The sequence below is a fragment of the Brucella sp. JSBI001 genome (assembly GCF_026014005.1).
In the GTDB taxonomy this organism is placed as follows: Bacteria; Pseudomonadota; Alphaproteobacteria; order Rhizobiales; family Rhizobiaceae; genus Brucella; species Brucella anthropi.
The window spans coordinates 4,066,191-4,088,915 of sequence record NZ_CP110339.1; the positions used below are offsets into that span (position 1 = coordinate 4,066,191).

Here is a 22,725-nt window from a genome sequence, read left to right on the forward strand (position 1 = left end):
GAAGTGGCAACGACATTGAGCGTCGTAGATGAGATATGCCAAACACTTCGCAGTACTTTGAAAAACCGCGAGAAGCTCGTCCAACACAAACAGTTAAATCTGAAATAATCAGGCGACGGTTCGCCCGCCGTCGCGGCGCGCTGCGGCTTTCGTGGTCATAGCGCTGATCGCTTCCACAGGCACAGGCATACCGAGAAGATAGCCCTGTACGAGATCGGCACCCGCCGCCACACGGATCAGCGCAAGCTGTTCCTCTGTTTCGACACCTTCGACTGTCACGCCCAGCCCAAGCTCGTGCGAAAGCTGGGTAACGCCGCGAAGCAGCATGAGCGAGCGCCGGTCGGTGGTGATGTCGCGCACGAAGGAACGGTCGACCTTCACCTTGGTCAATGGCAAGGTGTTGAGATAGCTGAGACTGGAATAGCCGGTGCCGAAATCATCCAGCGCGATATTGATCCCGGCATTCTTGAGCCGCTGCAACACCATCGAAGTCTTGTTGCGGTCCGAGATGATGGCGCTTTCCGTCACTTCCACCTCAAGGCGGTGAGCCGGAAGGCCTGATTTCTGCAAGGCATTGGCGATGTCGCGGGCGATGTCATTGCTTTTCAGATCGATGGCCGAAAGATTGACCGAAACGCCGATGCGGTCGCCCCATGACAGACAGTCGGCACAGGCCTGCGCCAGCATGAAGCGGGTAATGTCGGTGATGATGCCCATTTCTTCCGCAAGCGGAATGAATTCCGCAGGCGGCACAAAGCCAAGCTGCGGATGCTCCCAGCGCGCCAGCGCTTCACACGCAACAACGCGCAGGGACTGCGCGCTGACGATGGGCTGATAGACGACCTTGATCTCGCCATGCTCGATGGCAAGCCGCAAATCGGCTTTGAGTTTCTGGCGCCCGCGATATTTGGTGTCCATCGCATCGATGAAGATGGACCAGGGCTTGTCTTCCATGCTTTTGGCTTCGTAGAGTGCCAGATCGGCGCTGATATGCATGCTGCCGACATCGCATCTTCCGATATCCTCGATCGCGATGCCCGCGCTGATATCGATATGCACCTGATCGCCGTCGAGATCGTAGACGCCGGTCACGACGGTCATGATATGATCCATCACGCCTGCAACGTCGGCCTCGCTGCGCAGATTGAAGACGAACACCACGAATTCGTCGCCGCCGAAGCGTGACGCGACGAAACGCTGCGGATCGAGCGAGTTCAGCCGCTCTGCAAACAGGCGCAGCAATACGTCACCGGTATGATGCCCCAACGTATCGTTGACATGCTTGAAATGATTGATGTCGATGACGATGAGCGCAGCCTGCGTGCCTGCTTGCTGGTGGGAACGCATGGATCGCACCAGGGTTTCGAAATAATTGCGGTTCGGCAGGCCTGTCAGGCCGTCATAACGCGCCATATGCTGAATGCGCGCTTCCGCTTCCACGCGCTGCGTCACATCCTCGAACATCAGGACGGCCCCCTCATTGAGGGTCTGATTGCCGATACATTCGATATAACGCTGGTTCGAAAGCTGGAAAATATCGCGCGTGCGCTTGCCCAGCAGAAGATCCTGCATGCGCACATGCACGCTTTTCAGGTCGTTTTGCGGAAACAGTCCCTTCTTCGCGCAATAGCGCAGCAGGACATCGAGCTTGCGGCCATGCAGCTTGGTGTGTTCGGCGATCTGCAACATCGCCTTGGCCTTATTGTTGATGACCGCAATGCGCTGCTGGCTGTCGAACATCAGCAAGCCCTGCGGCATGTTGTTGAGCGCCGCATCGAAACGCCCGGCCACAATGGACAGGCGACGTTTGCCCATGACTGCAGCGAAGAGAAACTCGCGCAGACCGTTTGCCATCTGGATGTTGGACAGGAAATACGGGATCAGCAGCAGGCCAATGATGACGTGAAACGGCGTTCCCGCCAGAATAAGCCCGGCCAGAACCGGAATCAGCGTGCAGGCCGACATCAGGACAACGGCTTTCGCCGATGCATAATTGCGGCCCACAATGGAAACGACCGAAGCAAGCAGCACAGTCAGGCTGGCAAGTTCGGCAAAGGAATCCCTGAGCACATAGCTTGAGAAGAAACACAACATGCCGAGCGTCAGGCAGACGGCGGACGCACCGATCAGATAGCGTGTTTCCCAGCGGTCGAGATCGGCATGGGACAGCGACTGCTGTTTTGCCTGGTCGAACTTGTGCATGTCGAAGATGCGACCAACGGCAATGATGGCGAACACACCGCCAAAAACCAGATAGCGCCAGTCATCGGTTTTCACATAGATGACGACACAGGCTACAACGTGCGCGAGCAAGCCAAACCAGAGCGTGGTACGATTACCATACAGCGCTCTGAGAAAAGATAGCCGCACATCTGCAGGTATCTCAGGTTTACGGCTTTGCCACATATCGATGCATTTATCCCTTATACGGGGAGGCAATATCGCACTAATGACTTAAAAATATCTTTCGGGATATTAAACCACAAGCTGTCACGACAACCACCATAAGATGTATTCAGATATTTTTTAAGGAAAACCACAGACGCACAACCCTCAACGGGCAATCACAACCATCGGCATACATGTTTTAGTCGTCCTAATATTACTGAAATGGCTAAAATGGGAGAACAGGGACAGGTTAGTTTCCGCATTCCCGAGAATTAATCCAGATTAGTCGATGTGGATATTCTACCGCCAGACCCCCGTCCGTTAGAGAAAAAACCTGCCATACAAGTCACGACGCGGGAAATAACCGCTAAAGAAACTTCCAACCTTGTCAGAGCTGATGACCGCCATCCACGGTAATGACGGAACCCGTCATATAGCGACTGGCATCGGAAGCCAGCATCAGCACAACCCCGTCCAGATCCTCAGGCTCGCCGAGGCGCCGCATTGGGTTCCGCCCTTTGAAGTAGCCCCCGGCAGGACCTTGCAGCTGGTCTTCATTGATTCGCGTTGGAAACCATCCGGGGGAAATCGCGTTGACGCGAATATCGTGCGTGGCCCATTCCAGCGCCAGCGCCCGCGTCATCTGCGTCACGCAGGCCTTGGACATGGAATAGGCGGCGGCACCCTTCTGCGGACGCTCGCCCAGAATGCTGGTCGTATTGACGATGGAGCCGCCCTCGCCGCGCTCGATCATGCGGCGCGCTGCTTCCTGCGCCACGAAAAAGGCGCCTGCGACATTGACCTCGAATATATGCTCCAGCATATCGCGCGTCGTGTCGAGCGCGCGTGCCATATGCGCGACACCGGCATTGTTGAAGAGCGTCGTTATCGGTCCGAAGCGTTCTTCCGCTTCATCAAAAGCACGCACGATTTCATCCGGATGGGTTACATCCGCCATGATTTCGAGCACTTCGCCGCCCGATGGGCAAATGCTTTCGCCTGCATGGGTGCGCGAGATCGAAATCACGCGTGCACCGTGCCCCGCCAGCACATGAACCATGCGCAGGCCCAACCCCGAAGACCCTCCCGTCACGGCAATAACCTTGCCCCTGACGGAGAAAAGCTGATCGTCAGTCATTCATCCCCTCAACTGCCAATCCCTCTTTATACCTTCCTAGAATATAGAGATCAGCATTTGAACCATCTTCGACCGTAAAAATCGGTTCAAATCAACACAATACACAGAAGGCACGACGAAAGACCTATGGCGCAGCCGAAAGACGACACCTGTTCGTGATTGCGCGACCCATTGCGGAGAAGTAAGGAACAGAGCAGATAAGAGCATAATCCGACTGGTGGATACGAACATTATGCCCAAGACTTCTCGCCCTCTCGTTGCCGTGCCGACCGATGTAAAGCCATTTGAAAACTACACCTGGCACGCAGCACCCCAGCAATATCTGGCAGCCGCCATCGACGTCGCAGGTGTAACGCCGCTTCTGGTGCCAAGTTTTGGCGACAAGATGGATCTCGATGCCATTCTGGATGCGGTGGACGGCGTTCTCGTCACAGGCTCCAAATCCAACGTCAATCCGGCGCTTTATGGCGTCGAACCGAGCGCCGCGTTCGAGCCCTATGACAATGCCCGCGATGCGACATCGCTGCCACTCATCCGCGCAGCCATCGAAAAAGGTGTTCCGGTGCTGGCCATCTGCCGCGGCATACAGGAGCTGAACGTCGCACTGGGCGGCACGCTCGCCACCGAAATTCAGGAAATGGAAGGCCGGATGGACCACCGCGCCCCGGAATCCGAAAGCCAGGCCGAGCGCTTCGCCATCCAGCACCCGATCAAGCTCAACCCGAACTCATGCCTTGCGGAAATCCTCAAAGAAGAAAGCGTGCGCGTGAACTCCGTTCACCGTCAGGCCATCGACAAGCTTGCACCGCAGCTTGAAGTCGAGGCGGTGGCCGAAGACGGTACGGTTGAAGCCGTCTCCGTGAGGAATGCGAAGGGATTTGTCGTCGGCGTGCAGTGGCACCCGGAATATTGGGCGCATTCCGATGCTCCGTCGCGCAAGATATTCGAGGCGTTCGGAGAGGCTGTGCGTCAACATCGGGCAGTAGGACAGTAAGGGTAAAAGTTCGTTGCGGTCGTCCGCAATCAAAACATATTCCCCTACTCGCCTGACAGACTGCTTCAGCCTTGCACATGCACCGTTTCCGGCACCGGCGTGATCGCCTTGCCGGTGTCGAACCATGCAATGAGATTATCAATCACCAGATCCGCCATGGCCTGACGGGTCTTTTGCGATGCGGATGCGATATGCGGCAGCAAAACCGTGTTGGGCGCATCAAGCAGGCCTTGTGGCACTGACGGTTCGTTCGCGAAAACATCCAGACCTGCAGCAGCGATTGTGCCATCGTTCAGCGCTGCGGCCAGCGCATCTTCATCAACCAGCGAACCGCGCCCGACATTGATCAGCACACCGTCCGGACCGAGCGCCTTCAGCACTTCGGCATTGACTGCCTTCGCGGTTTCCGCGCCGCCCGGTGCGACCAGAATAAGTGTGTCCACCGCCTTGGCCAGCTCGAGCAGGGTCGGATAATAATCGTAGGCGACGCCTTCAGCCTTGCGACGATTGTGATAGGAAACCGGCAGTCCGAAAGCTTCGACACGATGGGCGACCGCCTTGCCGATGCGGCCAAGGCCGAAAATGCCGACCTTGCGCCCACGCAAGGACAGCTTCGACAGCGGATAGCGGCCTTCCTTCACCCAATTGCCTGCACGCAGGAATTCCTGCGACTTCGACAATTCCCGCACCGTATCAATCAGAAGGCCAAGCGCCGTATCGGCTACTTCATCGGTCAGGACGTCAGGCGTATTGGTGACCATGACATTTTTCGTACCGGCATGTTTTGCATCGACCGCATCATAACCGACGCCAAAATTGCCGATTATTTTCAGATTGGGCAATGCATCGATCAGCGCCGCATCGACGGTGGACATGCTGGCAATACCATATATGTCGCCTGCCCAGTCGGCATCGACCAGCGCCGCGTCACCGCGTGGTATGCGGCGCACCGAAAACTCACCGGACAGACGCTCGACGGCATAATCGTTGAAGTTTCCGAGCACCAGAACGGTTGCGTCGCGCTTGGTCATGACAATATTCCTCTGGATTCCTCTGGACAGCATGTCGCAGTTCGTGAGGGACCGGCGACCGGTCAACCCAAAGGCTGCAACCGGAGCCGGAGCGGGGGAAATCAGCCGTGTTTCGGCTTGGATGTCGATTGCCGGATATGCAGTTCCGGTTTGATAAGTTCCTGCATCGAAGAAACCTCGACGCCGTTGAGCTGGTCCAGCAGTGCGCGAGCGGCACGGCGTCCCACTTCACGCTGTCCGTTCCAGACGGTCGTCAGCGCTGGCGTTGCGATCGCCGCTTCCTCGAGATCGTCATAGCCGGTCACGGAAATGTCCTCGCCCGGCACCAGCCCGGCGCGAGCAATGCCGTTCATCAGGCCGATGGCGGTCAGATCGTTCCAGCAGACCGCAGCCGTCGGCTTGTCTTTCAGCGCCAGAAATTGCGGCGCGACTTCAAAGCCGCCCTGCTTCGTGCGCGGCCCGGCAATGCGCCAGTCGGGGCGAACCTCGAGCCCGGCCTTTTCCATGGCCTGCACATAGCCGCGATAACGGTCACGGCCCGTCGAGGTCTGGTCCGTACCGCCGATCATCGCGATGCGCGTATGACCGAGCGAAATAAGGTGATTGGTGGCAAGGCCGATACCATAGGCATCGTCACCCCGGAAAACCGGCGCATGAACACCCTCGACGCTACGCGCGATCAGCACGACCGGCAGGCCGTTATCTTCCGCAAGCTGGATGTCTTCCGGCGGCGTGCCGATAGCGGGCGACATAATGACCCCATCCGCGCCGAGCTGCAAAAGCGTATCCATGAAGGTGCGCTGTTTTTCGAGCTGATCGTAATGGTTGGACAGGATGAAGGTCTGCCGCGACCGGTCCAGTTCCGTTTCGATGGATTTGAGAATTTCCGCGAAGAACGGATTCATGATGTCATGCACCACGACGCCGACAATGCCGGAGCGTGAGGTGCGCAGGCTCGCAGCGCGACGGTTATAGATATAACCGATGGCGCGGGCATGTTCCTTGATCTTCTCGCGGGTCTGGTCGGCAACGAGGGGACTGTCGCGCAAAGCGAGCGAAACTGTGGCTGTCGAAACACCAAGCGCATCCGCGATGGTCGATAGCTTTATTTTCTGGGCCAAGTCGCCTCCCCAAAATGGTCCGTGCCGCAGTCGGAGACGCGGCCGCAACCTGACAAGGTGAGACGCGACCGTTCGTCTTGCGAACGGTTATGCCATTGCAAACCTTGAATTGGAAGCATTTTCGATAGCACGCATCTTGAAAAGTGTTTCACGGTTTCCCGCCAAGATACGCGTCAAAACAAATAGTTAGAGCTTGATAAGCGACAGGCCTATTCCACGTCGTCCTCTTCAAGCACTTCCGTTTCAGGCTCATCGGGAATGCGCGTGACGCCGCGAAGCGCAAGATTGCTCTCCATCCGGCTCAGCATCTTGAGGAAGGTCTTGCGATCTTTCTTGTCGAGCCCCTTCAGCATGTCCTTTTCAGTCTTGCGAATGGATTTCTCGATCGCCTTGATAGTCTCGAGACCGGTCTGCGTCAGATAGACATGCGACTGGCGCTGATCGGTCTCCGAGGCGCGCTTTGCCACAAACCCCTGCCCCTGCAGACGCGCAATGGTTTTGGTGATGGTCGGCGGACGCACACCCAGCCGCTGTGCAAGCACGCCCGGCGTCAGTCCGTCTTCCGCAGCCAGCTGCAGCATGACTGCATCCTGCCCTGCATAGAGCCCCTGTTCCAGAAGCCGCGTGGCCAGCACCGTCCGCGACAGTCTTGCCACGGATTGCAGCCGGTAAAGTACAACCGCCTTATTGTCCTTGCTCATCGCCACCTCGCCCTTGTTGGCACTTTGATGCGCATCCCGAAAAGCATCCAATGGTTTTCGGACAAGATACGCTGTTCAAAATAAACCAGTTGCTGTCGCCTGATCGATAGTCCCATCCATTCATATATCGTAAAATATTGTCCGACTTATGAAACAACAAGGCCCGGTTGCTGTCATGGCTAACGGACGTTACGCTCTGGGGCTCCATGAAATGAAAAAAGCGAGGAAAACATGACCGATCTGCGCGATCAAAACAGCGACATGATTGTCGTTCTGCCCCTTGGCGCTCACGAACAGCATGGGCCTCATTTGCCGTTTGAAACGGATACGATCATCGCCGAAGGCATTGTCGCGCGTGTCAGCGATGCGCTGCCTGCCGAGTTGAACGTCAATTTCCTGCCTGCACAGCCGGTCGGCTATTCCATCGAACACATGGATACGGAAGGGACCCAGAGCCTCGCCTTCGCCGAGGCCGTGAACCAGTGGATCGGCATTGGTGAAAACCTTCACGCTGGCGGCATTCGCAAACTGGTCATGCTGAACGCGCATGGCGGAAATTCGCCATTGATGACAATTGTCGCAACCGAACTGCGCACGCGGCTCGACATGCTGGCGGTCGCCACAAGCTGGACCCGCTTCGGCCTGCCGGAGGGCCTGATTACGCCGGAGGAAAAAGCGCTCGATATTCATGGCGGTTTCATCGAGACATCGGTGATGCTGGCGCTGCGCCCCGATCTGGTGGACATGTCGAAGGCACGCAATTTCTCCAACGCCCAGTCACGTTACGCCGAGGAATTCAAGTTCCTGCGCGCCTATGGCCCTCATGCCTTCGGCTGGAAGATGCACGATCTCAACCCGGAAGGGGTTGCTGGCAACGCTGCTGCCGCAACGGCAGAAGCCGGGGAAAAGCTGATCACCAACGCGGTGACGGGCTTTATCGAACTGCTGCGCGATGTCGACAGGTTCGATCTCGCCCGGTTCGAATTGCAACGTCTCGCCAATCAGGCAGGTTAGACACTGCAAGGCCCGTGTTCCAACTGGCGTGAATGTGATTAGGCGAATGTAATATTATAGCATTGCATATGGCATTCACGCTGCCCTTCCCTTATATGAATTGTCCTATCCGAGGTTTCGGTGCTGTGCCGCTCGCGCTGGCCGCGCACTGGCCATCCCGGACCACGATTTCAAAAGGCCACAACTTCAAGAGGCATAACCATGAGCCAGGCTGAAGCCCAAACCGAAGCTCCGTCTGAAACCAAGACGACCACTGAAGCTGGCCGCATTCCCGTGACCGTTCTGACCGGTTATCTGGGTTCGGGAAAGACCACTCTTCTCAACCGTATCCTGACCGAAAATCACGGCAAGCGTTACGCCGTGATCGTCAATGAATTCGGCGAGATCGGCATCGACAACGACCTGATCGTCGAGTCGGACGAAGAAATCTATGAAATGAACAATGGCTGCATCTGTTGCACCGTGCGTGGCGACCTGATCCGCGTGGTGGAAGGCCTGATGCGCCGTCCGGGTCGTTTCGACGCCATCGTTGTGGAAACGACCGGCCTTGCCGATCCGGTTCCGGTTGCGCAGACCTTCTTCATGGATGATGACGTGCGCGCCAAGACCGGTCTCGACGCCGTTGTCGCCCTTGTCGATGCCAAGCATCTGCCGCTGCGCCTGAAGGACAGCCGCGAGGCGGAAGACCAGATCGCCTTTGCCGATGTGGTGCTCATCAACAAGACCGATCTCGTGACGCCGCAGGAGCTGGCGGCCATCGAGGCGACCGTTCGCGCCATCAATCCGCATGCCATCATCCACCGCACCGAGCGCGCCTCCATTCCGCTCGACCGCGTGCTGGATCGCGGCGCCTTCGACCTGAAGCGCGTTCTGGACAACGATCCGCACTTTCTCGACCATGATCATCCCGATCACGTATGCGGACCGGATTGCGACCATGATCATGACCATCATGGTCACGACCATGGACATCATCATCATGCGCATGATCACGATCATCATGACCACCATCACGACCATGACCATGTGTGCGGTCCCGACTGCGATCATGACCATCACCACGATCACGCCTCACCGATCCATGATGTGACGGTGAAGTCGGTGTCGCTCAGGGCTGGTGAAATCGACCCGGCGAAATTCTTCCCGTGGATTCAGAACATCACCCAGACGCAAGGACCGAACATTCTGCGCCTCAAGGGCATCATCGCTTTCAAGGACGATCCGGACCGCTATGTGGTGCAGGGCGTGCACATGATCATCGAAGGTGACCACCAGCGTGCCTGGAAGGAAGACGAAAAGCGTGAAAGCCGCCTCGTCTTCATCGGACGTGAACTCGACCCCGCCGCCCTGAAGGCCGGCTTCGAAAACAGTCAGGCCCGATAAAGCGCTTCCGGTTCTGTTCGAACCGGGAAATGCTCTATCTGTCCATTTTTATGCATTTCCAGTAGAACTGCGCCAAGCATTTGCTGGAAATGCTTTTATCAATAGAGCGCATCCCGAAAAGTGTGAAACGGTTTTCGGATATGATGCGCGTTAAAACAAACAGTTAGAGCGCCGATCTGATTCAATCAGATCGAAACACGCTCTAGAACAATACCGGAAGCCGATGCCTACAGTAGCTCCGCTCGACCTTGAAGGTCATTGTCTTTATGCGCGCTTTGTCGGCGGCATTCCCTTCTTCGCAATGGCCGATGGCTCGATCCATCAGCTCAACAACGGCAGCAAGACATCGGCAGCCCATGACGGACTGTTGAGCGCGACCGTTTCCGTTGACGGAAAGTCGCTCATCACTGGCGGCGAAGACGGTCGCGTGTGCCGTACCGACGCCGATGGGACGGTAACTGAACTTGCGAAGATCCCGCGCAAATGGATGACCGCCGTGGCAGCAGGCCCCGGCGGAACTGTCGGTTTTGCATCGGGTCGCACCGCCTGGGTGCGCACGTCTGACGGCAAGGTGCAGGAATTTGCGCAGGAACGCAGCGTCGAAGGCATTGCCTTTGCGCCAAAGGGCCAGCGGCTGGCGATTGCCCGCTATAATGGTGCAACCCTGATCTGGACCGGAACGGCGGCGAAGCCTGTCGAACTGGAATGGAAAGGCGCACATATCGGCGCAATCTTTTCACCCGATGGTCGCTTCCTCATCACCTCGATGCAGGAAAATGCCCTGCATGGCTGGCGTCTCGAAGATACAAAGCACATGCGCATGACCGGCTATCCGGCCAAGGTGAAAGACTGGTCGTGGAGCGCCAAGGCCAAGTGGCTGGCCACCTCCGGCGCCCCGGCAGCAATCGTCTGGCCTTTTGCGGGCAAGGACGGCCCGATGGGCAAGGCTCCTCTGGAACTCGGTCTTCGTGGCGATAGCATGGTGACATCCGTTGCCTGCCATCCGGTCGAGGACATTGCAGCCATCGGCTATAATGACGGCATGATCCTGGTTGCTCGTTTCGCCGACAGCAAGGAAGTTCTGCTGCGCCGCCCCGGCAAGGGCGCAATCACCAGCATGGGCTGGGATGAACAGGGCCAACGCCTCGTCTTCGGCTCCGAGGCCGGGGATTGCGGTGTGGTTTCGATAGCGGATTAGAGCGCATCCCGAAAAGTGTGAAACGGTTTTCGGAAAAGATGCGCGTAAAAACAAATGATTAGAGCGCCGATCTGATTCAATCAGATCGAAACGCACTCTAATTCCTGAACAGAAGCCGCAGGTCGCGGGGGGAAACAGTCCAATGGACTGATTCCCCGTTTCATCTACACAAGCAGACTGCTTGCAGATCCTCAGACCTGACCGTTTCGTTTGGCACGAGCCATACCGAAAAGACCCGAAATCACCAGCGCAACACCGACGCCCATCACCCCATAACCCAATGCATTCGACGTTATGTCGGTCTGATTGGCAGAGGCAATGGCTGCGGCAGCTTCCGACGCGCCAGAGCCACCAGCCCTGGCATCCATCATCGCGACCATGCCGGGCTCGTTGCATTTCGGCAGCAACGACGATTTGGCATCGGCATTATCACCATAAATATTCTGGATGATTTGTTCGCAGCGCTGTTGATCCGCGCTGGAAACAGACGAACCACTGGCTTGGTAATAAAACCCGCCTGCCACAAGAGCCGCACCAATTACGGCCATCAGGACAGAAGAACCTTTAGCACTTCTTAGAATCATACGATTTCCTTATTTAAATCTAGAGTTGCTAATAGACCATACCAACACCGGACCAACAATCGTAATCGATCTTCAGCGGTTTTATCCTGTTCATACAGGAGGAAGAGAATTTCAGTATGCTTTCACGTCGTTCTATTGTCCTCGGCGGAGTATCGGCAGTCTTTTCGACAAATCTGTTCGTTGAAAAGACTTCTGCGGCGCTCCCTTCGGTGGAGGCTGAGCCGTGGGCACAAAAGCTGATTGCGGCAGCGGAAAGCCAGGTGGGAACGACGGTTCACTATGACCCCGCCTATACGCAGCTGAAATATCCCGGCGGGGACGTTCCTCTCGATCGAGGCGTCTGCACCGATGTCATCATCCGCGCCTATCGGCAGGGGTTGAATGCGGACCTGCAGGCCTTGGTCCACAACGATATGCGGAAAGCTTTCAGGCAATATCCGAGAAACTGGGGCCTGAAGCGCCCCGACCCGAATATCGACCACCGTCGCGTGCCGAACCTTGCCGTATTTTTCAACAGGAGCAAAGCGGCCTTACCGGTTACAAAAGTTGCTGAGGATTATCGTCCCGGCGATCTCGTCGCGCAGATGCTTCCGGGAAACCTGCCGCATATAGCCATCGTTACACAGCGCTATAATGCCGAGGGCACACGTCTGTTGGTTGTTCACAATATTGGTGCGGGAACCCGGATTGAAGACCGGCTGTTTGAGTTTCCCATTACCGGTCACTTTCGCTACCGCGCAGATGCATGATCGCGAAGCCCGATCAGGGAAACTGACCGGGCTTCAATCAAGTCGATATTATTGTCCGCGTCTTGCAACCGCAGGCGCACCATCTGGTCCGAGCGATGCCACCCATTGAGTGATGGCGGCGATATCCTTTTCACCCAGCATATGATCCGCATCGATGGTGCGGGCATCGACGCGGGCACCACCTGAGCGCAGAAGTGCGGAAAGCGCTGGCGCAAACGGTGAATAGAGCTTGTCCTCTTCGCCTGTGATGGTCAGAACGCGCGCCTTGCTCAGATTGGCGACAGGGGCGTTATCCAGAACCGGCATCGAGCGCATCAGAATGGCGCGCTTCACCAGATCGGGGTGCAGCATCATGGTTGCAGCCAGAAGATTGGCGCCGTTCGAATAGCCCACGAAAGTTGCGTGGGTGAGGTCGAGGTCCTTGTCATCGGCCAGACGCGTCAAAAAGGTCACGAACGCATTGGCTTCGAGCTTCACGTCCTTCTGGTCGAACTTGACCGGCGAGATGCGCTTGTACCAGCGTGTACCGCCATCTTGCATCACGCGACCGCGAATGCCGAGCAGTGTGGCGCGCGGCCAGATCTTGGAAGCCAGCGGCACAAGGCTGGTTTCATTGCCACCCGAACCGTGCAGCAGAATAACCAGTTCATTCGAAGCATTTTCCGGCTTGTAGAAGCGATGAATGAACTGCTTGCTGCGCGAAAAATTCTGTTCCGGGGTCGTTTCCGTATCCATTTTCTTCTCGCGCATTGTCACGCCTTCACCCAGCTTGGGAGCGCCCTGCTCTTCTTTCATCGATGCAGCAATAGCGCTCAGAACCTTGCCCTGACCGTTCGTCGAAACGGGCTGTCCTTCGGCCAGAGCCGAGCCGGCCGCCACCGTGAATGCAGCTGCCGCCAAAGCGGCAATAAACATCTTCTTTACCATGATCTCAATATAGCCAATGAGACGTTAACGAAGGTTTGAAGGCAGCTCTTCCCGGGTGCGTCCCCACCCCTGCCGGCGATAATCACATGACCCGACACATCTCTCCGAAATCGCCCATGCTTTTGCAGGAAGCGCTTTCGGGATGCGCTAATGTAATGCCGTTAACAGCAGAGTTTTAGCGAGAATATGGCAGAATGCACGAAAAGTTACATTGTGTTACAATTCTGTTACGCCTTCACGCGATCTCAACAATGCGTGAACAACATCGTGTTCGCAAATTATCCATGCTTTTGACGCCTTTACGTGGGATCGTATCTGCAAGAGCAGGCTAATCGTTTTGGAAGTGGGAGAGACCATGAGCAGCTTCAAACCCGGGCGTTTTTCATCCGCCCGTCTCACTTATGATGCGGTGACGCCCAAGAGCCTCTATCTGAACCGTCGCAACTTCATGGTCGGCGCGGGTGCACTGGCCGCGGCTGGTGTTGCATCAACCGCCTTTGCCGAACCGCTCAAGGCAAAGGCCTCCGCCTATCAGGTGGATGAAAAGCTGACGCCGCAGGACGCTGTCACGACCTACAATAACTTCTATGAGTTCGGCACGGACAAGAGCGATCCTTCCGCCAATTCCGGCAGCTACAAGCCGCTGCCCTGGAAGCTCACCGTCGATGGCCTCGTGAAACAGCCGAAGGAATTCGACATTCAGGAACTGATTGCCAGGATGCCGCTTGAAGAACGCATCTATCGGATGCGCTGCGTCGAGGCATGGTCGATGGTCATTCCGTGGATCGGGTTTCCGCTCGCAAGCCTTCTGTCGCAGGTGGAGCCGCTTGGTTCCGCCAAATACATCGCCTTTACCGGCGTGGTGCGACCGGAAGAAATGCCGGGCCAGACCGGCCTCTTTCAGGTTCTCGACTGGCCCTATATCGAGGGTCTGCGTCTCGATGAAGCCAATCATCCGCTGACGATCCTTTCGGTCGGCCTTTACGGCGAGACATTGCCCAATGCGAACGGCGCGCCGATCCGGCTCGTGGCGCCCTGGAAATACGGTTTCAAGGGGATCAAGGCGATCACGAAGATCAGCTTTGTCGAAAAGCAGCCGCCAACCTCATGGCAGCAGCAGGCCGCTAACGAATATGGCTTCTATGCCAATGTGAATCCGGAGGTCGATCATCCGCGCTGGAGCCAGGCGACCGAACGGCGTATCGGCGAAGGCGGCTTTTTGGGTTCGGGCCGCCGCCCCACCTTGCCGTTCAACGGTTATGGCGAGGAAGTCGCCTCACTTTATGCGGGCATGGACCTGAAGGTGAATTACTGACATGGCAGCAGCGGCCCAGACAGGCAAAAAGAAGACAGTTCGTCCCGGTGAATGGAAGATCTGGCTGCTTTATGCGGTCGGTTTCGTTCCGGCAGTCTGGACGTTCTATCTGGGCGCAAGCGGCAACCTTGGTGCCGATCCGGTCAAGACTTTCGAACACACGCTTGGCCTGTGGGCTCTGCGCTTTCTCATTCTGACCCTCATGGTAACGCCGATCCGCGACCTGACCGGCATGGCTTTTCTGCGCTATCGCCGGGCGCTCGGCCTGCTCGCCTTCTATTATGCGCTGATGCACTTCGCCACCTATATGGTGCTGGATCAGGGCCTGAACATTTCCGCCATTGTCACCGATATCGTGCGGCGGCCTTTCATCACCATCGGCATGATCAGTCTGGTCCTGCTGGTGCCGCTGGCGCTGACCTCCAACAACTGGTCGATCCGCAAGCTCGGCCGCCGCTGGAACAGCCTGCACAAGCTGGTCTATGTCGCAATCGCTGGCGGCGCGATCCATTTCATCATGTCGGTGAAAAGCTGGCCCGCCGAACCGGTCATCTATGCCGGGATCGTCAGCGCACTGCTTCTATGGCGTCTGGTGCGTCCGCACGCCCGCAACCGCAAGCCTGTTTCCCGCCCGCGCGGCGAAGCAATGGCAGTAAAGAAATAAGCCCTGACACACCAATAACTTTCTACGGTTTCTAATGTAGAAACTTAAATTTACTATTCTAACCGTTACCCCATGACATAGGGATGCAAATCATGTCAGTATCCCGCCGATTTCCGCACACAGAATAATTCCTGGCAGCGGCAACCGACGAATACGGAATGCATATGTCATCTCTCCTGAAATCGGCTCCCGTCCGCATCGCAGGCAAGTTCGTCTTCATTTTATTCGTCCTTATCTTTGCGATATGGGCCAGCTTTGCCATGTGGTTCCAGTTGCCCTTCGGCGATGCCATGCGCGGATCGATCATCGCCGTCTGGCTTCTGATCGCTCTGGGCGTGATTGCAGGCGAAAGACATTACAGCTGCTGGCGCAGGCGACTGGTCTTCTGCCTTCTGGCGCTGGTGATGCTCGGGGCATGGTCCACAGTCCGCCCCTCCCTCAACCGCATCTGGGCGCCCGACGTCGCCCGCACGGTGACGGGAAAGATCAATGGCGACATCGTCACCCTTTCCAATGTCCGCGATTTCACCTGGCGAACGACAGAAGATTTTACGCCCAACTGGAAAGAGGAAACCTACGACCTCAGCAAGATTGCGACGGTGGACGTTTATCTGTCCTATTGGTCGGGCCCGGCAATCGCCCATACGCTTCTGTCATTCGGCTTCGAGGATGGCCGTCATGTGGTCTTTTCCGGCGAAATCCGCCGCGAACACCATGAAGTCTATTCGCCCATCGCCGGTTTCTTCCGCAAATATGAGCTGGCGATGATTGCCGCCGAAGAGCAGGACATCATTTATCTGCGCACCAATGTCCGCAAGGAAAACGTCTATCGCTACCGCGTGAAGCTGCCGCCGGTGGGCGCGCGCGAACTTTTCCTGTCCTATGTCGAGCTTGGCAATGAGCTGGCAGAGCAGCCGAAATTCTATAATACGCTGACCGCAAACTGCACCACGATCATCTTCCACATGGCGCGGGTGCTGGATCCGACCTTCCCGTTCGACTACCGCATCCTCCTGTCAGGCTACCTGCCCGGTTATCTGTACGATCACGGCTGGATCGAGAATGGCGGCACGCTGGAGGAAGCACGCAAACGCGCGTCAATCGACGCAAGAGCGCTCGCGGGTGGACGGGACGGCTTTTCGCAACGTATCCGCGAATAAAAAAACCCGCCGAAACCGAAGCTTCGACGGGGTTCGCATCGATATGAAGAAATTACACCGCAGCGGTGATGATGACTTCAACCTTGTAGTCTGGCGTTGCCAGCGCTGCTTCGCCGGTGGCGCGGGCAGGCGTGTGAGCCGGATCGACCCATGCATCCCAGACAGCGTTCATTTCGCCAAAATCCTTCATGTCGGCGAGCCAGATGATGGCCTGAAGGATCTTGGTCTTGTCGGAGCCCGCTTCCTTGAGAAGGCGGTCCACCTCGACCAGAACGGCCTTGGTCTGTTCGGTAACGCTGGCGCCCGGATTTCCCACCTGACCGGCGAGATAAACAGTGTTGCCGTGAATGACGGCCTGGCTCATGCGCGGGCCGACTCCAATGCGACGGATGCTCATGGTGAACTCCTCTCAATAATGCTCTTCTGCGGGACCAGTCCCGCATGTGAAAATGTTGCGCATCCTTATTAAAGCCCTAGTCTGCTTTGGCAATGCCAATGCCGGTCCGAATGATGCAATTTCAGTAAAAAGAACATTTCCAGCAAAAGTGCGAAGCGGTTTTGCGTGAGGATAATGCTACGAAACAAATACTTGGAGCAGTTCCAGCGACACCGCTCCAACTGGAACCGCTCCGAAGAGGAGGACAGCCATGTCGGAACCACTCGCCGAGATTTATCGCGACTATATTGCATGCCTGAACCGGCAGGACTGGGACGACCTCGGACTTTATGTGCACGAGGAGGCCATTCACAATGGCAGACCTTTGGGGCTTGGCAGCTATCGCACGATGCTGGAACAGGATTTCGAGGCGATTCCCGACCTGCGCTTCAACATAGAATTGCTTGTCAGCGAGCCGCCCTATATTGCCAGCCGGCTTCAGTTCGACTGTACGCCGAAAGGGCTACTGTTCGGCCTCCCGGTCAACGGCAAACGGGTCCGGTTCGCAGAGAATGTTTTCTATGAGTTCGAGAATACGCTCATAAGGAAAGTCTGGTCAGTCATCGATAAGGCTGCGATTGAAGCACAGCTGTGATCATATCAAGCATGTCTTTTTCCCATCATAGCGGGATCAGAAATCAGTCCAGTGGACTGATTTCCCCGTGAAGGCGGTTCCCACTTTTGGAAGACAAGCTTTAGCGCCCGTCACCATTGACTCTTTGCCCCCCTCCCCCTATAAGCCGCGTCACGTTCGCCCGTGCGGTTTTACGGATGGTTTTGTGCTGTCCGTCGCAAGGGACAAGAACCAGCTCCTGTTCAATAGAGCGTGATCCCGAAAAGTGGAAAACAGTTTTCGGACAAGATCGTGTTCAACGGAAAAACAGAATCAAGAAGGGCCGCACACCGCGGTATTAAATAAATGAAGCGCACTTACCAGCCATCCAAGATCGTCCGCAAGCGTCGTCACGGTTTCCGTGCACGCATGGCAACCACCGGCGGCCGCAAGGTTCTCACCGCTCGCCGTTCGCGCGGCCGTAAGCGGCTTTCCGCTTAATCTTTTCCCGCGCTGCAGCGCGGTGAATAAAGAAATGAACAAGCCGAAACAAATACTCCGCCTTCGCAAGAGAGCGGAGTTTTTGGCTTTGAGGAATGGTGAAAAGCGACGTGGTCCACTGTTTCTTCTCGAAGTCCGCGAGCGGACCGAAGAAGAATCGCAAACCGCCAAAATCGGCGAAAAACCCCGTGCAGGTTTCACCGTAACGAAGAAAAACGGCAACGCCGTGATACGAAACCGCATCCGCCGCAGGCTGAGAGAAGCGGTTCGTTGTCACGCAGGGCGTGACATGGCGCCTTCGACCGACTATGTGATCGTAGCGCGCGAGCAAGCCCTCACTGCGCCCTTTTCGCGACTGACCGAAGAACTCTCCCGCCGCATCAAGGCGAAGGGTGAACGGCGGGGCGATGGGAAACGCCGAACGGAAAGACCGGAATCAGGACCCGTCAATGGAAAATAATCGTAATTTCTTCATCACCATTGCCCTGTCCATCCTCGTGCTAACGCTGTGGCAAGTGTTTTATCTGGGTCCGAAAACGGAAGCCCAGCGGGAGCAGGCACGCATTGAGGAGCAGCAGCAGCAGAAACAACAGGCAACGCAACAACAGGCGCAAAGTGGCGACACGCCGCAGATGCCCGCCACGTCCGGAAATATTCCCGGCCATAGCGATGTTGCAGCCGCTGGCGGCACGCTGACCCGCGAGGCAGCCGTTGCCCAGACGCAGCGCGTCGAAATCGATACGCCTTCGCTGCGCGGTTCGATCAACCTGACCGGCGCGCGCCTCGATGATCTCTTCCTGAAGAGATATCACGAGACCGTCGATGATAATTCGCCTCAGATCGAACTGCTCGCGCCCTCGGCGCTGAAGCAGGGCTATTTCGTCGAACTCGGCTTCACCGGCAACGACACGACCGGCCCGGTTCCGGGTCCGAACACGGTCTGGACCGTGGAAGGCAACAACAAGCTGACGCCATCCACGCCGGTCACGCTGACCTATACCAACGAGAAGAACATCACCTTCAAGCGCGTCATTTCGGTCGACGACGCCTATATGTTCGCCGTTGAAGACACGATCACCAACAATACCGGCGCGCCGATCTCGCTGGCCTCCTATGGCCGCGTGACCCGCTTCAACCAGCCGGAACATGCCAGCGCCACCTATGTGCTTCATGAAGGCCTGATCGGCGTCATGGGTCAGGACGGCCTGCAGGAAATCAAGTATTCCAAGGTCGAGGACGACAAGGACATTTCGTTCAAGGACGTGAGCGGTGGCTGGCTCGGCATCACCGACAAGTACTGGGCGGCAACGCTCGTTCCGCCGCAGGACGAAAAGTTCACCGGTCGCTTCTCGCACTTCACCAATGATCGCCCGCGCTACCAGACCGACTTCCTCGGCGCGCCGATGACCATTGCACCCGGCCAGGCACAGACGCTGAAGAACCACGTCTTCGCCGGTGCGAAAGTCGTTTCCAACATCAAGGCCTATGAAGAAAAGCTCGGTATCAAGCAGTTCGAACTGCTGATCGACTGGGGCTGGTTCTACTTCATCACCAAGCCGATGTTCTACCTCATCGACTGGATCTACAAGTTCTCGGGCAATTTCGGCGTCGCCATTCTGGTCGTCACCGTTCTCCTCAAGGGCCTGTTCTTCCCGCTTGCCAACAAGTCGTACAAGTCGATGGCACGCATGAAGCTGGTGCAGCCGAAGCTGACTGAAATCCGCGAGAAATATGCGGATGACAAGATGAAGCAGCAGCAGGAAATGATGCGGCTCTACAAGGAAGAGAAGATCAATCCGCTCGCAGGCTGCTGGCCAGTGCTGGTGCAGATTCCGGTGTTCTTCGCACTCTACAAGGTGCTCTATGTCACCATCGAAATGCGCCATGCGCCGTTCTTCGGCTGGATTCAGGATCTTGCAGCGCCCGATCCGACCTCGCTCTTCAACCTGTTCGGCCTCCTGCCTTTCGGCGTGCCGCACTTCCTGATGATCGGCGTCTGGCCGCTCCTGATGGGCATCACCATGTTCCTGCAGATGCGCATGAACCCGACGCCTCCGGATCCAACGCAGGCCGCCATCTTCACCTGGATGCCGGTGATCTTCACCTTCATGCTGGCTTCGTTCCCGGCTGGTCTCGTGATCTACTGGGCATGGAACAACCTGCTCTCCATTACCCAGCAGGGCATCATCATGAAGCGCCAGGGCGTGAAGATCGAGCTCTTCGACAATCTCAAGGGCCTCTTCAAGCGAAAGCCGAAAGAGGCGAAGAAATAGACTTGAAAGAACCCCGCTTCGGCGGGGTTTTTTGTGCCTTCATGTTGACAATACGGCTCATAACATTGATGCGTGTACACAAGAGAACATACCGACCGGGACAGAACCATTGAACCAGCAGGATAAGAAGCAGGCGGCGATCAGGGCCGCTCAGGCAGCGGCGGATGCGGTCCGGGAAGTCCAGGCGGCACTCGTCGAGGAAGGACGCCTGCTTTTCAAGAAATCGTGGATCTTCATCCGTGGCGTGCCATCGATGAAATTCTTGCCGCCGGAAGGTCCGGTCGAAATCGCTTTCGCAGGCCGCTCCAATGTCGGCAAGTCGTCACTGATCAACGCGCTCGTCAACAAGAAGGGCCTTGCGCGTACATCCAATACGCCGGGCCGCACGCAGGAACTGAACTATTTCGTGCCGGACGGCTATTCCGGCGAAAACGGCGATCTGCCACCGCTCGCACTGGTCGACATGCCGGGCTACGGTTTCGCCGAAGCACCGAAAGCACAGGTCGATGCCTGGACGCGCCTTGTGTTTGATTATCTGCGCGGACGCACCACACTGAAACGTGTCTATGTGCTGATCGATGCCCGCCATGGCATCAAGAAGAACGACGCGGAAGTGCTCGATCTTCTTGATAAGGCGGCCGTCTCCTACCAGATCGTGCTCACCAAGATCGACAAGATCAAGCCCGCGGGCGTACCGCGCCTTCTGGAAGAAACGCACAAGCTTACCTACAAGCGTGCCGCCTGCTTTCCGGGCATCATCGCGACCTCGTCGGAAAAAGGCGAAGGCCTCGACGAGCTGCGTGCAGCAATCGCATTGCTTATCAAGGAAGCCTGATACTATCTATTCTGACGCATGTCCTAATCCCAAAACCGGTTCCCACTTTTGGGGACATGCTCTAGCTCGGGCAGCTTTCCGGCTGCCCGTCCAGCCCTTGATTGAGGCGCTCGAAACGAGCGCTTACATGCCCCTCGCCGCGCTTGATACGCAGCACATAGATGCTGTCGAAATCATTGCCGCGCCATTTCGGCACCGCAGCTTTATCTCCGCCATTGTCCTTGAGCAGATTTCTGGCCAGCTTGTAGAGCTGCTTGTGTTCCCAGCCGACCAGTATCGTCGCATTGCTGTATTGCGGCTGCCCAAGTACCGCCTGCAATTTGCCGATCTCATCATAGCCGAAGCGCGTATCGACCGGCATCTGAAAACGGATGGCGGTCGGCTCCACCGTCGCCAGCGGTCGGTTATAGGCATAGGAAATACCGCTATCCTTCTTTTCCTTGGCAGGATCGGGCGCGAAAATGGCATCGGGCTTGCCGAAATCTTTTGCAATGACGGCAGGCAGTTTCAAGGAACGATTGAGCCCACGACAGCTGAGCTGTCCCATGCCACCTTTGGGCTTTTCTCCATGCCGGATGAGGATGATCGTTTCAGTCGTTGCTGCAGGCGCAGCACAGGATGCAGATGTGCCAAGCAGGCAGGCAAGAACAGTGAGGAATATTTTGCGCATGATGCGGTCTCTGAAAATCATTCCGGGTAAAACCTGCATAGAGCGCAGACCGGCTTTTTGTTGGGCACGTTTCGGGCCGCAAATTCAAATAATCGCGACCGGGAAAGCGAAAAATAAGCAACTGCGGATTCCAATTACGATGAATCCGGTCTAGAAAAGCCTGCCTCTTTTTGCCCTGTCGCCTGCCATGGAGCCCGCGATGACGACACTTGAAAATCCCGAAATGCAAGCGCAACTCCTGTCCGCGGCCCTGCCCTATATGCAGCGCTACGAGAACAAGCATGTCGTTGTGAAATATGGCGGCCACGCCATGGGCAATCCGGAACTGGGCAAGGCCTTCGCGCGCGATATCGCGCTTCTGAAGCAATCGGGCATCAATCCGATTGTCGTGCATGGCGGCGGCCCGCAGATCCAGGCCATGCTGACCAAGCTCGGTATCGAATCCCGCTTTGAAGGCGGCTTGCGCGTCACCGACGAAAAGACCGTCGAAGTGGTGGAAATGGTTCTGGCCGGTTCCATCAACAAGGAAATCGTCGCCCTCATCAATGCCGAAGGCGAATGGGCGATCGGTCTTTGCGGCAAGGACGGCAACATGGTCTTTGCGCAGAAAGCGCACAAGACCGTCATCGACCCGGATTCCAATATCGAGAAGGTGCTGGACCTCGGCTTTGTCGGTGAACCGGCGGAAGTGGATCGCACCCTGCTCGATCTTCTGGCGCGCTCCGAAATGATACCGGTCATTGCGCCGGTCGCACCGGGTCGCGACGGCCATACCTACAATATCAACGCCGACACGTTTGCAGGCGCGATTGCCGGGGCGCTCGCCGCAACGCGCCTCCTGTTCCTGACCGATGTTCCGGGCGTGCTGGACAAGGACAAGAACCTCATCAAGGAACTGTCCGTTGCCGATGCGCAGGCGCTCATCAAGGACGGCACCATTTCCGGCGGCATGATCCCCAAGGTGGAAACCTGCATCGAAGCAATCCGCCGGGGCGTCGAAGGCGTTGTCATTCTGAATGGCAAGACCCCGCATTCCGTGCTGCTGGAGCTTTTCACCGAACATGGTGCCGGCACCTTGATCGTGCCTTAA

General features: G+C 56.7%; 23 protein-coding genes. 14 read left to right on the top strand and 9 right to left on the bottom strand.

Annotated elements, in window-relative coordinates:
* Nucleotides 1-108 precede the first annotated feature (108 nt).
* Nucleotides 109-2,406, bottom strand: a complete 2,298-nt coding sequence (locus tag LJ361_RS19365) for a putative bifunctional diguanylate cyclase/phosphodiesterase (protein WP_010659447.1) — start codon at nt 2,404-2,406, stop codon at nt 109-111.
* 370 nt (nt 2,407-2,776) lie between these two features.
* On the bottom strand, nt 2,777-3,526 hold the full coding sequence (locus tag LJ361_RS19370) for an SDR family NAD(P)-dependent oxidoreductase (RefSeq protein ID WP_010659446.1): 750 nt from the start codon (nt 3,524-3,526) through the stop codon (nt 2,777-2,779).
* 232 nt (nt 3,527-3,758) lie between these two features.
* On the opposite strand from LJ361_RS19370, the gene LJ361_RS19375 reads away from it, so the two are divergent.
* On the top strand, nt 3,759-4,520 hold the full coding sequence (locus tag LJ361_RS19375; RefSeq protein WP_010659445.1) for a gamma-glutamyl-gamma-aminobutyrate hydrolase family protein: 762 nt from the start codon (nt 3,759-3,761) through the stop codon (nt 4,518-4,520).
* Nucleotides 4,521-4,585: 65 nt separating this feature from the next.
* Here LJ361_RS19375 and LJ361_RS19380 read toward each other — a convergent pair whose 3' ends face one another.
* The 3 genes from LJ361_RS19380 to LJ361_RS19390 all read right to left on the bottom strand — a co-directional run bounded on the left by LJ361_RS19380 (nt 4,586) and on the right by LJ361_RS19390 (nt 7,373).
* Nucleotides 4,586-5,551: a 2-hydroxyacid dehydrogenase gene (locus tag LJ361_RS19380; protein WP_010659444.1), complete on the bottom strand. Its 966-nt coding sequence runs from the start codon at nt 5,549-5,551 to the stop codon at nt 4,586-4,588.
* Nucleotides 5,552-5,652: 101 nt separating this feature from the next.
* On the bottom strand, nt 5,653-6,672 hold the full coding sequence (locus LJ361_RS19385; protein WP_006471199.1) for a LacI family DNA-binding transcriptional regulator: 1,020 nt from the start codon (nt 6,670-6,672) through the stop codon (nt 5,653-5,655).
* A 209-nt stretch (nt 6,673-6,881) separates the two neighbouring features.
* On the bottom strand, nt 6,882-7,373 hold the full coding sequence (locus LJ361_RS19390; protein WP_012091455.1) for a MarR family winged helix-turn-helix transcriptional regulator: 492 nt from the start codon (nt 7,371-7,373) through the stop codon (nt 6,882-6,884).
* Between the two features lie 231 nt (nt 7,374-7,604).
* On the opposite strand from LJ361_RS19390, the gene LJ361_RS19395 reads away from it, so the two are divergent.
* The 3 genes from LJ361_RS19395 (at nt 7,605) to LJ361_RS19405 (ending at nt 10,968) form a co-directional block, all read left to right on the top strand.
* Nucleotides 7,605-8,387: a creatininase family protein gene (locus tag LJ361_RS19395; protein ID WP_010659442.1), complete on the top strand. Its 783-nt coding sequence runs from the start codon at nt 7,605-7,607 to the stop codon at nt 8,385-8,387.
* A gap of 201 nt (nt 8,388-8,588) precedes the next feature.
* A complete protein-coding gene (locus tag LJ361_RS19400; RefSeq protein ID WP_010659441.1) occupies nt 8,589-9,770 on the top strand; it encodes a CobW family GTP-binding protein in 1,182 nt (393 codons plus the stop codon).
* Between the two features lie 223 nt (nt 9,771-9,993).
* On the top strand, nt 9,994-10,968 hold the full coding sequence (locus tag LJ361_RS19405) for a WD40 repeat domain-containing protein (protein WP_010659440.1): 975 nt from the start codon (nt 9,994-9,996) through the stop codon (nt 10,966-10,968).
* 191 nt (nt 10,969-11,159) lie between these two features.
* On the opposite strand, the gene LJ361_RS19410 is transcribed toward LJ361_RS19405, so the two are convergent.
* The gene (locus LJ361_RS19410; protein WP_050897434.1) at nt 11,160-11,552 is read right to left on the bottom strand and encodes a hypothetical protein; all 393 of its coding nucleotides are present in this window, start codon (nt 11,550-11,552) and stop codon (nt 11,160-11,162) included.
* Nucleotides 11,553-11,668: 116 nt separating this feature from the next.
* Between LJ361_RS19410 and LJ361_RS19415 the strand changes: the two genes are divergently transcribed.
* Nucleotides 11,669-12,301, top strand: coding sequence for a DUF1287 domain-containing protein (locus LJ361_RS19415; RefSeq protein WP_010659438.1), 633 nt, complete (start codon nt 11,669-11,671; stop codon nt 12,299-12,301).
* 48 nt (nt 12,302-12,349) lie between these two features.
* Here the strand turns inward: LJ361_RS19415 and LJ361_RS19420 are convergent, their stop codons facing one another.
* Nucleotides 12,350-13,228 carry an alpha/beta hydrolase gene (locus LJ361_RS19420; protein ID WP_010659437.1) on the bottom strand — a complete coding sequence of 293 codons (879 nt, stop codon included), beginning with the start codon at nt 13,226-13,228 and terminating at the stop codon, nt 12,350-12,352.
* Nucleotides 13,229-13,583: 355 nt separating this feature from the next.
* Between LJ361_RS19420 and msrP the strand changes: the two genes are divergently transcribed.
* From msrP to LJ361_RS19435, 3 genes are all read left to right on the top strand, one after another.
* Nucleotides 13,584-14,543, top strand: a complete 960-nt coding sequence (msrP, locus tag LJ361_RS19425) for a protein-methionine-sulfoxide reductase catalytic subunit MsrP (RefSeq protein ID WP_010659436.1) — start codon at nt 13,584-13,586, stop codon at nt 14,541-14,543.
* Between the two features lies 1 nt (nt 14,544).
* Complete coding sequence (gene msrQ / locus LJ361_RS19430) at nt 14,545-15,207, top strand: protein-methionine-sulfoxide reductase heme-binding subunit MsrQ (RefSeq protein WP_010659435.1); 663 nt, start codon at nt 14,545-14,547, stop codon at nt 15,205-15,207.
* A gap of 164 nt (nt 15,208-15,371) precedes the next feature.
* A complete protein-coding gene (locus LJ361_RS19435; RefSeq protein ID WP_010659434.1) occupies nt 15,372-16,367 on the top strand; it encodes a DUF4105 domain-containing protein in 996 nt (331 codons plus the stop codon).
* Between the two features lie 52 nt (nt 16,368-16,419).
* On the opposite strand, the gene LJ361_RS19440 is transcribed toward LJ361_RS19435, so the two are convergent.
* On the bottom strand, nt 16,420-16,764 hold the full coding sequence (locus LJ361_RS19440) for a RidA family protein (RefSeq protein ID WP_010659433.1): 345 nt from the start codon (nt 16,762-16,764) through the stop codon (nt 16,420-16,422).
* A gap of 250 nt (nt 16,765-17,014) precedes the next feature.
* Between LJ361_RS19440 and LJ361_RS19445 the strand changes: the two genes are divergently transcribed.
* The 5 genes from LJ361_RS19445 (at nt 17,015) to yihA (ending at nt 20,965) form a co-directional block, all read left to right on the top strand.
* The gene (locus LJ361_RS19445; RefSeq protein ID WP_010659432.1) at nt 17,015-17,398 is read left to right on the top strand and encodes an ester cyclase; all 384 of its coding nucleotides are present in this window, start codon (nt 17,015-17,017) and stop codon (nt 17,396-17,398) included.
* Between the two features lie 324 nt (nt 17,399-17,722).
* Nucleotides 17,723-17,857 carry a 50S ribosomal protein L34 gene (rpmH, locus tag LJ361_RS19450; RefSeq protein ID WP_010659431.1) on the top strand — a complete coding sequence of 45 codons (135 nt, stop codon included), beginning with the start codon at nt 17,723-17,725 and terminating at the stop codon, nt 17,855-17,857.
* Between the two features lie 34 nt (nt 17,858-17,891).
* Entirely contained in the window at nt 17,892-18,317 is a 426-nt protein-coding gene (gene rnpA / locus LJ361_RS19455; protein WP_010659430.1) for a ribonuclease P protein component, read from the top strand.
* A complete protein-coding gene (yidC, locus tag LJ361_RS19460) occupies nt 18,307-20,130 on the top strand; it encodes a membrane protein insertase YidC (protein ID WP_010659429.1) in 1,824 nt (607 codons plus the stop codon). Before rnpA ends, yidC begins: the two co-directional genes overlap by 11 nt.
* A gap of 208 nt (nt 20,131-20,338) precedes the next feature.
* A complete protein-coding gene (gene yihA, locus LJ361_RS19465; RefSeq protein ID WP_036563705.1) occupies nt 20,339-20,965 on the top strand; it encodes a ribosome biogenesis GTP-binding protein YihA/YsxC in 627 nt (208 codons plus the stop codon).
* 61 nt (nt 20,966-21,026) lie between these two features.
* Here yihA and LJ361_RS19470 read toward each other — a convergent pair whose 3' ends face one another.
* A complete protein-coding gene (locus LJ361_RS19470; protein ID WP_029376034.1) occupies nt 21,027-21,635 on the bottom strand; it encodes a hypothetical protein in 609 nt (202 codons plus the stop codon).
* Between the two features lie 199 nt (nt 21,636-21,834).
* On the opposite strand from LJ361_RS19470, the gene argB reads away from it, so the two are divergent.
* Nucleotides 21,835-22,725, top strand: coding sequence for an acetylglutamate kinase (gene argB / locus LJ361_RS19475; RefSeq protein WP_010659426.1), 891 nt, complete (start codon nt 21,835-21,837; stop codon nt 22,723-22,725).

Coding starts and splice junctions, on each gene's coding strand:
- LJ361_RS19365 (WP_010659447.1), bottom strand. CDS start 2,406: ATGTGGCAAAGCCGTAAACCTGAGATACCTGCAGATGTGCGGCTATCT.
- LJ361_RS19370 (WP_010659446.1), bottom strand. CDS start 3,526: ATGACTGACGATCAGCTTTTCTCCGTCAGGGGCAAGGTTATTGCCGTG.
- LJ361_RS19375 (WP_010659445.1), top strand. CDS start 3,759: ATGCCCAAGACTTCTCGCCCTCTCGTTGCCGTGCCGACCGATGTAAAG.
- LJ361_RS19380 (WP_010659444.1), bottom strand. CDS start 5,551: ATGACCAAGCGCGACGCAACCGTTCTGGTGCTCGGAAACTTCAACGAT.
- LJ361_RS19390 (WP_012091455.1), bottom strand. CDS start 7,373: ATGAGCAAGGACAATAAGGCGGTTGTACTTTACCGGCTGCAATCCGTG.
- LJ361_RS19395 (WP_010659442.1), top strand. CDS start 7,605: ATGACCGATCTGCGCGATCAAAACAGCGACATGATTGTCGTTCTGCCC.
- LJ361_RS19400 (WP_010659441.1), top strand. CDS start 8,589: ATGAGCCAGGCTGAAGCCCAAACCGAAGCTCCGTCTGAAACCAAGACG.
- LJ361_RS19405 (WP_010659440.1), top strand. CDS start 9,994: ATGCCTACAGTAGCTCCGCTCGACCTTGAAGGTCATTGTCTTTATGCG.
- LJ361_RS19410 (WP_050897434.1), bottom strand. CDS start 11,552: ATGATTCTAAGAAGTGCTAAAGGTTCTTCTGTCCTGATGGCCGTAATT.
- LJ361_RS19415 (WP_010659438.1), top strand. CDS start 11,669: ATGCTTTCACGTCGTTCTATTGTCCTCGGCGGAGTATCGGCAGTCTTT.
- LJ361_RS19420 (WP_010659437.1), bottom strand. CDS start 13,228: ATGGTAAAGAAGATGTTTATTGCCGCTTTGGCGGCAGCTGCATTCACG.
- msrP (WP_010659436.1), top strand. CDS start 13,584: ATGAGCAGCTTCAAACCCGGGCGTTTTTCATCCGCCCGTCTCACTTAT.
- msrQ (WP_010659435.1), top strand. CDS start 14,545: ATGGCAGCAGCGGCCCAGACAGGCAAAAAGAAGACAGTTCGTCCCGGT.
- LJ361_RS19435 (WP_010659434.1), top strand. CDS start 15,372: ATGTCATCTCTCCTGAAATCGGCTCCCGTCCGCATCGCAGGCAAGTTC.
- LJ361_RS19440 (WP_010659433.1), bottom strand. CDS start 16,764: ATGAGCATCCGTCGCATTGGAGTCGGCCCGCGCATGAGCCAGGCCGTC.
- LJ361_RS19445 (WP_010659432.1), top strand. CDS start 17,015: ATGTCGGAACCACTCGCCGAGATTTATCGCGACTATATTGCATGCCTG.
- rpmH (WP_010659431.1), top strand. CDS start 17,723: ATGAAGCGCACTTACCAGCCATCCAAGATCGTCCGCAAGCGTCGTCAC.
- rnpA (WP_010659430.1), top strand. CDS start 17,892: ATGAACAAGCCGAAACAAATACTCCGCCTTCGCAAGAGAGCGGAGTTT.
- yidC (WP_010659429.1), top strand. CDS start 18,307: ATGGAAAATAATCGTAATTTCTTCATCACCATTGCCCTGTCCATCCTC.
- LJ361_RS19470 (WP_029376034.1), bottom strand. CDS start 21,635: ATGCGCAAAATATTCCTCACTGTTCTTGCCTGCCTGCTTGGCACATCT.
- argB (WP_010659426.1), top strand. CDS start 21,835: ATGACGACACTTGAAAATCCCGAAATGCAAGCGCAACTCCTGTCCGCG.